Source organism: Pseudovibrio sp. W64 (assembly GCF_001623145.1).
Classification (GTDB): domain Bacteria; phylum Pseudomonadota; class Alphaproteobacteria; order Rhizobiales; family Stappiaceae; genus Pseudovibrio.
In genome coordinates, this window is sequence record NZ_LMCI01000010.1 from 1 (window position 1) to 14,180 (window position 14,180).

General features: G+C 49.8%; 8 protein-coding genes. 2 read left to right on the forward strand and 6 right to left on the reverse strand.

From position 1 onward, the window contains the following. Positions 1 to 144 precede the first annotated feature (144 nt). A complete protein-coding gene (locus tag PsW64_RS07390) occupies positions 145 to 2,982 on the reverse strand; it encodes a valine--tRNA ligase (RefSeq protein ID WP_063303228.1) in 2,838 nt (945 codons plus the stop codon). A 430-nt stretch (positions 2,983 to 3,412) separates the two neighbouring features. Beyond that, the gene (locus tag PsW64_RS07395) at positions 3,413 to 6,073 is read right to left on the reverse strand and encodes a molybdopterin-dependent oxidoreductase (RefSeq protein WP_063303229.1); all 2,661 of its coding nucleotides are present in this window, start codon (positions 6,071 to 6,073) and stop codon (positions 3,413 to 3,415) included. A 152-nt stretch (positions 6,074 to 6,225) separates the two neighbouring features. On the opposite strand from PsW64_RS07395, the gene PsW64_RS07400 reads away from it, so the two are divergent. After that, the gene (locus tag PsW64_RS07400) at positions 6,226 to 6,939 is read left to right on the forward strand and encodes a response regulator (protein ID WP_063292496.1); all 714 of its coding nucleotides are present in this window, start codon (positions 6,226 to 6,228) and stop codon (positions 6,937 to 6,939) included. A 12-nt stretch (positions 6,940 to 6,951) separates the two neighbouring features. On the opposite strand, the gene PsW64_RS07405 is transcribed toward PsW64_RS07400, so the two are convergent. After that, the gene (locus tag PsW64_RS07405; protein WP_063303230.1) at positions 6,952 to 9,798 is read right to left on the reverse strand and encodes an ATP-binding protein; all 2,847 of its coding nucleotides are present in this window, start codon (positions 9,796 to 9,798) and stop codon (positions 6,952 to 6,954) included. A 19-nt stretch (positions 9,799 to 9,817) separates the two neighbouring features. On the opposite strand from PsW64_RS07405, the gene torT reads away from it, so the two are divergent. After that, a complete protein-coding gene (torT, locus tag PsW64_RS07410; protein WP_082831046.1) occupies positions 9,818 to 10,891 on the forward strand; it encodes a TMAO reductase system periplasmic protein TorT in 1,074 nt (357 codons plus the stop codon). Between the two features lie 69 nt (positions 10,892 to 10,960). Here the strand turns inward: torT and PsW64_RS07415 are convergent, their stop codons facing one another. From PsW64_RS07415 to PsW64_RS07425, 3 genes are all read right to left on the reverse strand, one after another. After that, positions 10,961 to 11,860: a pentapeptide repeat-containing protein gene (locus tag PsW64_RS07415; RefSeq protein ID WP_063301054.1), complete on the reverse strand. Its 900-nt coding sequence runs from the start codon at positions 11,858 to 11,860 to the stop codon at positions 10,961 to 10,963. A gap of 32 nt (positions 11,861 to 11,892) precedes the next feature. Next, complete coding sequence (locus PsW64_RS07420) at positions 11,893 to 12,768, reverse strand: type VI secretion system-associated protein TagO (RefSeq protein ID WP_082831047.1); 876 nt, start codon at positions 12,766 to 12,768, stop codon at positions 11,893 to 11,895. Then, positions 12,758 to 14,180 (reverse strand): sigma-54 interaction domain-containing protein (locus tag PsW64_RS07425; RefSeq protein WP_208980634.1); only part of this gene is annotated, 1,423 nt, incomplete at its 5' end. The genes PsW64_RS07425 and PsW64_RS07420, both read right to left, overlap by 11 nt.

The window sequence follows — 14,180 nt, forward strand, 5'->3', positions numbered from 1 at the left end:
CTACTACGGCCTCCTCGCCGACCAAACCCTAGACCACGGCGCCAACGCAAGACTGTTCGTGCAGTATTGAGGGAAGAGAAAGCCTAAGCAAAAAACGCGGCCCCGAAGAGCCGCGTTTTGTAAAATTCAAAGGATGAACGAGCCTTAGCCCAGAGCTGCGAGGCGCTCCAGAGCGGCATCCATCTTTTCCTTGCGCTCAGCAAGTTCAGCCACTTTTTCTTTTTCAGCAGCAACAACATCTTCCGGAGCTTTTGCAAGGAAGCGCTCGTTTTCAAGCTTCTTGGAGATCTTGGTGAGCTCACCAACAATCTTGTCCAAAGACTTGCCAAGACGTGCCTTTTCCGCATCCAGATCGATAACACCTGCCAGCGGCAGGCAAACGGTCGCTTCACCAACAACAATCTGAGCAGAACCCTGCGGGATCTCATCAGCAGTTGTCACGGTCTCAGCGCGTGCGTTCTTCATGATCGCTGCTTCGTGGATACCAAGACGGGCTTTGGTCTGCTCAGAAGCACCACACAGAACAACAGGAACCTTCGCACCAGCCGGAACGTTCATTTCAGAACGAACAGAGCGGATCTGGACGATCATGTCGATCAGCCAGTTGATCTCAGCAGCAGCCTCTCCATCTTCACCAATGGAAGTTGGCCAAGCAGAAAGCGCCAGAAGCTTCTCACGCTTGTTCTCGCCATCTTCAACCGTACGCATCCAAAGCTCTTCCGTGATGAACGGCATGAACGGGTGCAGAAGCTTCAGGATCTCATCACGAGCCCAGGCTGTTGTAGCACGAACTTCTTCCTTAGCCGCTTCATCATCGCTGTAGAAGATCGGCTTGGTCAGCTCAACATACCAGTCACAGAATGTGTTCCACACAAAGCGGTATGCACCACCAGCAGCATCGTTGAAGCGGTATGTATCAATCGCCTCAGAAACTTCGCGAATAGCGCGGCTGGTTTCAGTCACGATCCAGCGGTTCACGGTCTGCTTAACAAGTGCAGGGTCAAAGCCGTCTACAGCATGACACTCGTTCATCTCAGCAAAGCGGCAAACGTTCCAGAGCTTGGTGGTAAAGTTGCGATAACCAGCAACACGAGAGGTCGCCAGCTTGATATCGCGGCCCTGTGCAGCCATGGCAGCAAGCGTGAAGCGCAGAGCATCTGCACTGTATTCTTCAATCAGCGCCAGCGGATCAATCACATTGCCCTTGGACTTGGACATCTTCGCGCCCTTCTCGTCACGGACGAGGGCGTGAATGTAAACCGTGTCGAATGGCTCGGTCTTCATATAGTGCTTGCCCATCATCATCATGCGGGCAACCCAGAAGAAGATGATGTCAAAGCCGGTCACAAGAACAGACGTTGGGTAATAACGTGCAAGCTCAGCAGTTTTATCTGGCCAGCCCATAGTCGAGAACGGCCACAACGCAGAAGAGAACCAGGTATCCAGAACGTCTTCATCGCGGTACATGGCAACAAAGTCAGCGTCTCCGGCATCATGCGCAGCAAGAGCATCGTTCTGCTCCATCAGCTTAACAGGCTTGCCGTAAAATTCTGCAGCAGCAGCTAAAGCTTCTTCTTCGCTCTTTTCAACGAAGAACTTACCTTCCGGGCCATACCACGCAGGAATACGGTGTCCCCACCACAACTGACGGGAAATACACCACGGCTGGATGTTTTCCATCCACTCGTAATAGGTCTTGTCCCAGTTGGCAGGAACGAACTTGGTCCGACCTTCACGAACGGATGCAATAGCAGGCTGTGCCATGGTCTTGGCATCAACATACCACTGATCAGTCAGCATAGGCTCAATCGGAACGCCGCCACGGTCGCCATGTGGAACCATGTTGACGTGATCAACAACCTCATCCAGCAGACCGCGCTCTTCCAGCATGGAAACAATCAGTTTGCGCGCCGCAAAGCGCTCAACACCTTCAAGTGTTTCCAGTGTTTTGTTGAGCTCATCAGTCAGTTCCAAACCATCCATAAAGCCTTCTGCTTCACGCAGAACAATGTTGGCTTCACGGTCCATGATGGAGATCTGACGCAAAGAATGACGCTTACCAATGTCAAAGTCATTGAAATCGTGCGCAGGCGTAACCTTCATCGCACCTGTACCGGTTTCAAGATCAACATAGTCGTCAGCAAGGATTGGAATACGGCGGCCAACCAGCGGCAGGATAATATCTTTGCCCTGCAGCTCTTTAAAGCGCTCATCATCCGGATGAACGATAACAGCCGTATCACCCAGCATGGTTTCCGGGCGAGTGGTCGCAATCACGATGTAATCACGCGTCTCAAACTCGGTCGCCTTGCCGTCTTCATCAAACGCAACAGGGTGCTGGTACGTCACACCATCCGCCAGCGGATAGCGGAAATGCCACATGTTGCCCTGCATTTCCTTCTGCTCAACTTCCAGATCAGAAATCGCAGTCAGAAGTTTAGGATCCCAGTTCACAAGGCGCTTGTCCTTGTAAATCAGATCCTCTTTGTAAAGAGAAACAAACACTTCCAGAACAGCCTTGGAAAGGCCTTCGTCCATGGTGAAACGCTCACGGGACCAGTCACAAGACGCACCAAGGCGCTTAAGCTGGTTAAAGATCATCCCGCCGGACTCACCTTTCCATTTCCACACACGTTCAATAAACGCTTCACGGCCAAGGTCACGACGCGTGACATTGCCGCCGTCAGCAGCCATCTGGCGCTCAACGACCATTTGTGTCGCAATACCTGCGTGGTCCATACCCGGCTGCCACAAAACGTCGCGACCACGCATACGCTGGTAGCGAACCATAATGTCCTGCAAAGTGTTGTTGAGAGCATGGCCCATATGCAGAGAGCCCGTCACATTCGGCGGCGGAATCACGATTGAGTAGGTCGCAGCTCCATCTTCTGCGCCCGCACCTGCCTTAAAGGCCCCTGCCTGTTCCCAAGCGTCGTAAATCCGCGGCTCAACAGAGGCCGCCTCATATGTTTTATCCAGCATACCTAAAAGCTCTTCCACTTATGGAGTTTGTCTGGTGTAAATCGGATGCACTCGCCTAAGTCAACCTTTCATGCAGCTGAAGGATGCAAATTATGCATCAGACGCGTGTTGTTCACCGCTCCAGCAGGCCCAATCACAACTCAAGGGCCTAAACCTGAGATTATTGAAAGTTGACACTTCCGCAGAGCGAGTGCTGATAGATAAACGCAAACTGTCGGTTAGGCAAAACTTATAGATTCCGTATATAAAGCTTTCCTGATCATTATGAATGAAACTAGGCATAAGCCTGATCTTTACAAACATCAGCAGCCAACAAAAAACATCACGAGCGAAATGATATTTTGCAGAATGAGAGACGCAGCCTTTGGACACCAACAGAAAAAAGGTCAGAGAGCCTCCGACCTTTTTCTTTCAAGATCTGCCGCTTAACTTAACCGGCATCCTTTGCGTTTTTGAGGAGGAAGTCTAGGACTTGGGCTTTTTCTGTGTCTTCTAGTCCTGCGCGTGGGAACATGGATTGGGTTATGCCTTTCCACTGGAGCTGTGTGAATTGGGATGGGTCGCGAGGGCCGTGGCACACGGTGCAGCGTTGATAGAAGAGTTTTTCACCTTCACTCATGTCTGCGTAAAGAGCTTCCACAAGACCATCGATGCGATCAGAATTCACTGCTTCTTCTGTTACTGCGGAGAAAGTCACGTCCTCCAAAATTGCAGGTGGTTCATAGGCACGGTTTGGACCTTCAGGGTCTTCGCATTTGCGCAAAGATACCAGACAGGTGTTTGCTGTAGTTGCCTGACTGAGGCCACTTGAGCGCCGGGACGAGGTTACAAAGTTGATCAAGCCAGAGTTACAGCGACCTTTGGAGTCGACTTGCGGCCAGCCACCTTCATAGATTGAGACAACACCCGGCATAATTTCATCGGAAACCACCGCGCCCGCAATCACGGTTCCGCGATCATTGTAAAGCTCTACCAAGTCACCATCAGCAATACCGCGCTCTTCTGCATCCTTTGCGCTAATGCGAACAGGTTCGCGGCCTTGCACCATGTAAAGTTCACGCAGGCGCTCGGAGTTGCCCATCTGTGAGTGCAGGCGATACCATGGGTGCGGGCTCACAACATGCAGCTGGCCTTCCTTCGCGTTGCCAAGATACTCTGCAGGTTCCATCCACACAGGCATGCCAGGGCAGTCATCCAGCTCCATTTCAGCAATGCTCTTACAGAACATTTCCACCTTGCCAGACGTCGTGTGCAGTGGATGTCCTTCTGGATCCTCATAGAAGTCGCCATGACGAACCCACTTGCGAGCTTCTACAGGGACATCCATCCGCGCATAGCCTTTTTCCCAGAACTCTTCAAAGCTCTCGGTCGCAGAACTGCGTGCGTAGGCTGCTTTGATGTGATCCATGTATTCAAGGCTCTCAGTAAACTGAGTGTCGAGCACAAAGATTTCTGCGAGGCGAGCGAAAATCTCGTAATCGCTCAGGCTCTCACCAAGTGGCTCAATCACCTTTTTCATGGCGTAAACGCGATCATTTGAGTAAGTGCCGCCGGATGTGATGTCATCACGCTCAAGAGACGTAGATGCAGGCAACACAATGTCTGACCAACGTGTGGATGCGCACCACCAAGGGTCCTGACAAACAACTGTATTCACTGTCTGAAGTGCATTGATCAGTTCGTTTGTATCCTGCTGGTGAGACATGAAGTTGTTACCAGCGTTATAGATCATCTTAACAGTTGGGAACGTGCGCACAGAACCGTTGTGCGTGAACTCCTTGCCCGGGTTCTTCAGCATTTCAGAAATACGAGATGCCGGGCAAATTGCGCTGACTAAATTGCGGCCTTGAGCCAAGCCGGATGGTGTCGATTTACCAGAGGTTGGCATACCGCCATTGCCGTAATGCCAAGAGAAACCAACGCCTTGGCCTGGCTTACCGATTTTACCAGTCAGTGCTGCAAAATTAATGATTGCCCAGTGTGTCATTTCACCATGGTGAGCACGTTGGAGTGACCATGCACCGGCAATTTCGACTTTCTTGGAAGCGAAGAGTTCCGCAAGCTCTCTGATTTTATCAGCAGAAATACCTGTAATAGAGGAAGCCCATTCAGGTGATTTTTCAACGCCATCGTCTGTACCCATCAGGTAGTCGATGAACTTGTCTGAGCCTTCTGCGTATTTTGCAAGATAGGCTTTGTCGTGCATATCTTTTTTCACCACGTGGTAGGACATGGCGTTGAACAGGGCGACATCTGTGTTTGGAATGATCTTGAGCCATTCCGCATCGAAGAATTCATCAGATGCAGTGCGCTGCGGGTTGATGGAGATGAACTTCACACCGTTGTCGCGAATTTCTTCCCAATGTGCATACATGCCATGGTCAGCAACACGGAATTCAACACGGTTGTTTTTAATCGGATCACAGCCCACAAGCAGGAAGATCTCGGTTTCATCCCGAATGACTTCCCAGGAAGTTTGTGCGGAATACACTTCCATGTCGCCAATCACATGCGGCAGGCTGATCTGAGAGGCGCCACCGGAGTAATCGCCTGCGGTCATGGAACAACCACCGAACAGATTGAAGAAGCGACCTTGCAATACGTTTGGCCGCATCACACCCGCATGGGACCAGCCACCGTAAGATGAAGAGAAGATACCTTCGTTGCCATAGTGCTCGATGGTGTCAAGAATAGCTTTGGAAGTGAGACGGAGAGCCGTGTCCCAATCTACACGGACAAACTCTTCCTTGCCACGCAGCTCTGGTCTGATTTCGCCACTCTCCCAACCTTCCAGATAGGATTTACGCACCATTGGATAAAGAACTCGGGTCTTATCATAGGTCCGGTCAATCACGCCGTAAGTCAGCATTTCAGTGGGACGAGCATCCAGTTCGATCATTGGCGCCATGCCAGAGATCTTGCCATCTCTTACAATGGCCTCGAACGGACCGTAGTGCGTTGCATGGAACACGCGGCGGCTGTGAGAGTTTGGATCGATTGAAGCCAATGCGGAACTGCTGAGCAAGCTTGATGCAAACAGAGCAGAACCACCTTTGAGAACTGACCGGCGACTAACGTTGAAAGTAGTCATTTTTCTTCCCTACGATTTGAATGACTGTGTTTTCAAAAGCATCGCAAATTTGATTGAACAGGTCCCACGCAGCCCATGAACGGATGGTTCGATTTTGTAACAGAATGTAAATCCGCCTATCGTAATCAGGATGAGTTCGGTAAAGTCCTCTCATGAGTGACACTTTTCATATCGTGATTGTTGAAGATGATTTGGTGACCCGTAAGCGCCTGGGCGCGTTGTTACGCCAGCAGCGGTACACTGTAAGCGAAGCAGAAGACGCTGATCAGATGGAAAGGATTATCGAACGAGACAATCCAGACTTGCTGCTTGTTGATATCAACCTTGATGGAAAAGATGGCTTGCAGATTACGCGCGAGCAACGTGCCCAATCTGATATCGCAATAATTTTGCTGACAAGCCGCAGCGATCAGGTCGATCGGATTATCGGTCTTGAGATGGGCGCAGATGATTATGTAACCAAGCCATTTGATGCACGCGAGTTGTTGGCCAGAGTGAAAGTGCTGCTTTATCGTGTGGGGCTGCACCGCAAAACACAGGCACAGCAACTTGAGCCATGTACGATGTTTGGTAGCTGGACTTTTGATCCCAAACGCCGGCGGATTGTTCAGGAAGATGGAACAGCTGTCGTTCTGACACGCGGCGAGTTTGAGCTGCTAAATGCCTTCACTCAGCATTCCGGGCAAGTCCTCTCCCGGTCACGTCTCCTCCAATCCGTGACGCATCGACAATTCGTGTCTGACACTCGTATCGTTGATGTGCTTGTTGGCCGCTTGAGGCGTAAAATAGAACAAGATCCACCTCACCCAGAGCATATTATTACCGTTCATGGAGAGGGTTACTTGTTCATCGGGGATGATCCATAAGCAATCAGAAGATCAGTCTTCAAAGGGTTTAAGACCGAGATGTAAAGCAGTCTCCTGTAAATGGCTCAGCTCCTCATCCAGCATTGACAATACCGGAGTAAGCTTGATTTGATCGGCAGATAGGTCTCCGGCCATCATTTCAAGATCTCCAAGTAATTGCACGCTTCGAGTAAGATTGAAGTTGGAGACAGCTCCTTTCAAGCGGTGAGCGAGATGCGCTAACATCTTCATGTCTCCAGCTGCGAAAGCCTGCTTTAGCTCTTCAACATCCTGGGGTGTCTTGACGAAGAAGTCGGCAAGAATGGCCATAACATTGTCCTCGCCCATGTATCGAATGTCCTCAATCAGTCCGGTTTTCACGGCATCGATAGAAGGAGCTGCATCACCAATATCTTCTGAGAGCCGTTTATCCGCACTGACGTTTTGAAGAGCCGCAACAAGATTGCTCGGAGATATTGGCTTTTGAACAAACTGGGTGATGTTTGCTGCTTCCAGAGCACTCATATCTCTGAGTTTATGAGCCGTAACCGCAATCAATCGAGGGAGTTTTTGATTGGCGCTTGTAAGCTCATGCATTCTGCGGGCGGTCTCAACACCAGTGATATCAGGCAGGTCCAGATCAAGCAGCACAGCATCAAACTGCTTTTCCTCATAAGCCTTCAAAGCTGCAGCTCCATCTTGCGCTTCGGTGACTTCACATCCCATCTTTTCCAGATAGCCACGGGCAACCATGCGGCTGACAGAGTGGTCTTCTACGACCAGCACGCTCAGCCCCAAATTTTGATCAATCTCATTCTCCTGATCACTGGCAATTTCTGAAAGTATTCCTTCTTCAACAGGCACGATCAACTTAAAACAAGACCCGACTTCAGGCTCGCTTTCAACGGTCAGAATACCCGAAAGCGCTTCGGTTAAACGGCGGCAAACTGTGAGCCCTAAACCTGCGCTGAAGCGTTTATTGCCGTAGCTGTTTGGTTGATGCTCATAAACATCGAAAATGTGCTCCAACTGGTCTGCTGCAATGCCGATGCCAGTATCTGTAATTGAGAAGATGAGTAGGAATGTGCCTTCTTCTTCACCGGGTCGTTGATCTATTTCCCAAAAAATACGGCCAGACTCAGTGTACTTGACTGCATTGGAAAGCAGGTTAATCAATATCTGCCTCAACTTGGATGCATCCCCAAAGACAACGCGTGGTACGAGCGGAGAGATTTTGATATCTATGTGCAGGCCTTTCTCTATCGCATCCGTTTTTGCCAGATCAGCCACCTGCGCAATGAAGTCATCCAGTGAAAAGTGTAGTTTGTTGATATCAACGCGCTCTTCTCGGTATCGCTCGTAGTTCAGAAGATCATTAGCAATCGCCAGAAGATCTTGCGCAGATTTTCGTGCGATAGTCATGCGACCTTTGATTGGATCAGATACGTCATGTTCGATAAGGCGGAGCATGCCAATCACACCATTCAGCGGTGTTCGGATCTCATGGCTCATCACTGCAAGAAATTCAGATTTAGACCGTGTTGCCTGCTCCGCCTGCGCCCGTGCTTCATCACTTTGTCGAGCTTCCTCTAAGTATTGCTGGGTGCGTTCTTCAACTTTGTCTTCCAGCTCTCGTTTGCTCGTTTGCAGGTCTAACTTCAACTGATGGTTATGACGAACCTTGCCATAGAGAATTTCCACCGCACGCTCCAGTCCCCCAAGATCATCTCGGGAGGTTCTGTGAATCGCCTGCGTAAAATCATCTCTCGCAAGTGCAACAATTCCAGAAGCGATGGATCGCAAACGAGCAACAATTCTTCTATTGGCAAAAATGAATATGGAAGCTGCGACGCCAAGCACAATCAGCACAAGGCCCGAAAAGCCAATCAGGATCCATTCCACCTTATAGCTCAGGCTCTTTTGTTGGCTTTCTGCGTATTCCTGATTGAGAACAATCAGAGATCCCAAACTGCGGGACAGCTCCTGAGACCTGATGCTCACGCTTCTACTTGTATCGAGCGCCTTTTGCCGCAAATCGATCTCACCCATCAGAATCTCTGTAAGTTCAGAGGGAGAGAAAATATCATTGAGTTCACTCAATCGTCGCTCAACCTGAGCGGCCCAATCCGGACCGCGAATGAGCAAGGCACGCCCTTCAAGCCGCTTCAATTGTGCAGTTGCGTCTTTCAGGAATTGTTCGCGCTCCTCCTTAGCAAGAGAAAAGCGTACGGTCTGCAAAAGGCTCTGAAGCGTGATTGCGGCCTGTCTGAATTCGATCATTCGTTCCAAAAGAAAGAAATCTTCATCAACCAGCTTATCAAGCTTCTGCTCTTTTTTTTCCTGACTTTGCTGGTCATAAAGAGACGTAATATCGATCGAAACACCCACTCGCGCATTGGAAACCAGATTATCACCAATGACTGTCAGTTCAGACAGTGCTTCAAGCCCCTCCCGGCTCAGGGTTTGTAGCCGGACATCGAACGCTTTGATTTGGCGGGACAACCCAAGAAGGTTTTGTGTTTCTTTAACAAGAGCTAGTGCGTTATCACGAACAACCGTTGTATTGAACTTCGTCGCCTCCAAAGCAGAAACAGAGGCCAGATCTTGCTGTATGGTAACCACTTCACTTTCAAGCTCACCGCCAAGGCGAATAATCTCACCTTCATGTTGTGCAAGCGAAAACTCGCGAGACAGCTGGGCCACTGTTTCTGATGAACGCCCCAAAGCACCACTCGCCGTGGTCAGACGAATATTGCTTTGCATCAACGCCTGATAGGTTTGGCTCAGATACAGTACACTTCCAAAAGCCAGAATGGCGGTAAGAAGGGAGAGGCCTGCAAGTGTTGAGAAGATCAGCTTAATCTGTCTATCAAATCTCACCTTAGGCTCCTGATATTCAATGAAGTTTCCAGTAACTCAATTTGGCCAGTGCATCATCGCGACTGCAACACTATTGCTGTGCCTCCTCTCATTTGTAGGCCAAAGTACAGCACAGGACTTTGATTTACCTATTGAAGCCCACAAAATACCGTTTGATTTTTCAAGCCCTGCCCAATCGGCTACATACACTCCCTCCAAGGCTTCTGGAAAAGGCTTCTCCGTTTGCGTTCTCGTCCCTCATATGAAAGATGAGTACTGGATAAGCGTTCACTCTGGATTTCAGGAGAAGGCAAAGCAACTACAGCTGAACTTTGATTGGCATGAAGCAGGTGGCTACCTAAATCTAGACCGTCAGGTAGAACAAATCCGCACCTGTGTTTCCAAAGGACACGATGCAATTGTAATTGGTGCTGTCAGTGCAAAAGCGCCTAAACTTCTTAAAGCTGTTTCAAAGGCTAGCCAACAAGTACCGGTTATCGCCCTTGTGAACGATCTTGCCTCTCCTGATTTGACTGCAAAAATAGCTGTTTCCTGGGAACGTATGGGACAGATGCTGGGAGAGAAGATCGTCAGCGACTTGCCCAAAGGACCAGACCGTCAGTTCACGGTCAGAATGGTGTCAGGCCCCTCATCTTCTGGTTGGGCTCCAATTTTAGAAAGAGGCCTTAGAGAAGGGTTGAAGTCTGATCGCATCACCGTCATCAAAAACTTTGAAGCAGACAGCGACTACCACAATCAGTTCCAGCAGGTAGAAGCTGCTGTTGCAGAGTGCGGTCCTAACGACATCCTCGTTGGAAGCGCCCCTGCCGCAGAAGCTGCCATGTCCCTCATCAATCTCATCCCCTGTGCATCAAAGCCAAAGATCTACGCAACCTATTACTCTCACGCAGTAAAACGCGGCCTCCGCTCAGGCAAAATCGCCGCATCAGTCGTAGATTTCCCCGTCCTCCAAGGCTGGCTCGCCGCCGACCAAGCAACAAAATTGCTGACTGGCTCTCTAAAAAACAAGCAAGTAGGCCCAACAATTCAAATTACGACACCCAAAACCCTTCCAGCAGACAAGTGGGCCATTGTTTCGGAAGCTTTTAGGTAGTTTAGGTGTACTATTAATGCCATTGACGTTAACTCATGATGCTTTTGCGCTCAACAAGACAACTACCTATCAAGTGATGGGTGGGCGGATGACTTTTCCTTTTTCGTTGATGACTTGGACGCTGGCCCATTGTTCTACGGAGAATAAGGCTTTCCATTTTTCTTCTATGCGTGCACGGTTTACGTTTGCTTGCGAGAAGTTTGCGTTGGTGAGGTCGGCGTCGTCGAAGACACTGTCCGTTAACAGACAATAGCTCAGGTCAGGGCCGTGTGTGCTTGATTTTCCAATCAGGCCACCACTGCTCTTCATACCCCGGAAATAAGCTCCGGTTAGATCCAGCTGAATGCTTCTGTCTTTCTTTCTAAGCAACTTTCTCAGTTCAGACACCTTCTGCACTGAAGCAATCAACTCCCCGCGGGCACGAGCATGTTCTTTGCCGGCCATCAAATTTGAGCGTTGTGCAGAGCTTGTGCTGCGAATGTGAGCGGCCAGAAGTTGCAGGACATCCTGAAAGTGTTCATTTGGATTGGACTTGGCGATTTCTGAAAGGATCACAACACCAGCTTCACGCAAAGCGCCATTCCCGGATTCAAGGAGTTCTGCGGCTTTGGTGAACTGTCCCAAAACGTAGTTGCGACGTGTTGCCTTAACTGCTGCGAAAGCTGAACTGGCGATATATGCGAGCAATAAAAACGCTGGAATTGCAACAAAAACAGTGAAGAGTGCACTCAGACCAGCCGCAACATTGTAAAATACCGATGTTTGCTCAATTGGCGTATAAGGGACGCCTTTTGGGACGGGTAACTGACTTCTAAACGTTTCAATCTTACCACCCGCAAGTACGACAAGGTTGCGCACCATGGAATACTCATCGGGAATGAGATTGAGATAGTCGCAAATCAAATAGGCTGGAATTGTCAGAAACCCGAGGGTTACCAGTATCACAGCAATACGGAAACTATGCTTCATTGGAAATATGCCTGTCTCAAAAATTCAAATTCCTACCAGTGACACGCCTTGCGAAGAGGCGGTAGCATGTCCTGAAGGTTTGCCAAGTCAAATAGGTAGGCACGCGAGCCATCATCTGACACAACATCAAGCTGCACCCGATCTACGTTGGCCCAACGATTAATGTGTGCGATGCTGGTCAATCCACGCGGGCTGATAAGAATGCGTTTGCTTTCCGCGCTCTGCCAGACATCGTTGTCGATACGCTGATCACGCAACATGACGCGGATTGGAACCCGGCGTTTAACGTGTGGCTCATTGAGCACCAAGGCAACTGTTGTGATGTCTTCAACACAGGATAACAGCAAGATCGCGGGCTTTTCCTCGATACCAGCATCAACAGACTGCACAGCTTTCATGCTGAGATAGACATTGGTTTCACCTGGCTGAATAACCGGTTGCTGTCCCTGCTCAGTTTGCAGTGCCTGTGCCTTCTCAGGGATTGCCCCATCTCGTTGCTCCAGTGGTTGAGCAGGGATAGTCTCTTCCTGGATCTCATCCCACCTGAATATCGCGGGATGACCGACTGCGCCAAAGCGAAACTGCCAGGTTAAATCCCCTGAAGATCGCGTTCGTTCCATCGCTTTCGCCTGTCGCTCCAAGCGGCCTGCAGGTGCATTCACATTCTCAACGAATTCTGGATTGGGTTCTCCTGCAGATAAGACCTCAAGCGGGGTCTTAAGCAACTGGTCAAAGCACGACAAACGATTAACCCGGCCAATGGTGAGAGTGCATTTTTCAACCACTTGTTTTTCCAAGGTGATCGTTTCTGCATAAGAGGCCGATGATAGAGAAATACTGGTAGGAGCCGCTATCAGGCCGGCCAGCGCTGTTGCAAAAATCGGGTGAGCAAACCTGCTAGTTCTCATGGTCGAATTCCATCGTTGGACAATTGAATTTGCTGAGTTTGTTGGCAAGGGTACGTTTTGGTATTTGTAGGAAATCCGCCATTTTGCTCCGATCCCCTTTGAACTGGGAATACGCGCTCCGTATCAAGTCTAGCTCGAAGTTTGAGACAACCGTGCGAAGTCCTTTTTCTGCCAGTAACAGATCATCGTATCCGTTCTCACCTGCAAAAGAATTACTCTGAGGCCCGGACACAACAGCAGTATCGAGTTGCTCATTCATGGCTTGTTTGAGAATACTTCCTGAAATTTCGTCAGTGTCATAAGCGAGAAAGACGGCCTTGATCATGCAGTTCTGCAGCTCACGGACATTACCTTTCAGCTCTGCGGTTTCCAGCAGGGAGACGGCTTCTTCACTCAGTGCTTTGGAGGTGTCTGCGTTACTAACAGCAATCTCCTGCAGGAAGTGGCGTGCGAGATGAACTCTATCACCTTCGCGGTTGCGCAATGGTGGTACGTCTATGGTGAGCTGCGTGATACGGTAGAAAAGATCGGCCCGGAACTTTCCGTTCTCAATCGCTTTTTTCAGGTCAACATGGGTGGCACAGATGAGGCGGAAATCGACAGGCTCGTCTTTACTTCCTCCCAGCGGTCGAAGCTTTTTCTCCTGAAGAATACGAAGCAGTTTGACCTGAAGATCAATCGAGAGATCACCAATCTCATCAAGGAACAATGTCCCGCCAGAAGCTCTTTTTACAAGACCGTCTCTGTTTTCAGTTGCCCCGGTGAAAGCACCCTTTTTATAGCCAAACAACTCGCTCTCAATAAGGTTCTCTGGCAGAGCTGCAATATTTTCTGCAATGAAAGGTCCATCAGAAAATTGTGAGAGCCGGTGTAAGGATCGCGCAACGACTTCCTTGCCTGTTCCCGTCTCCCCGTGCACCAAAACCGCGTACTTGTTTTGTGCGTATTGGGCGATTTTCTCTCTAACCTGGGTTATCTGCGGTGAGCGTCCCACGAGGTTATCTGAGAGCATGGAGTCGACCTGCCCTTTTTGGTGCTTCGACTTTTCAACCTGCGTTTCTTCGGTTTTCAGCAGGTTCTCCAGAGAGACAAGCAAAGGGGACAGGTGGAAATATGAGCGCCACAACACATGCAGCGTGTGGTGCTCCTCCTGAAGTCTTGGAGTACTACCCGCTGAAGCGAGCAGGAAAACGTAGACTTGATTGTATGCGTTATGACCTTCTGACGTTTCCAGCAGTATCCGATGGGCAACGAGAGAGCCATGACGACAGAACAGAGCTGAGCTCAGATCTTGTGTCTTCGCAGAAGATGGCGTCTTCCCAAAATAGAATGGCTCAGTCTGCAAGACATCCAGCTCACGGAAGCGCTCGGTGCCGACTTCATTGTCAAGCTGTGGAAGGCGGGCTACCGGT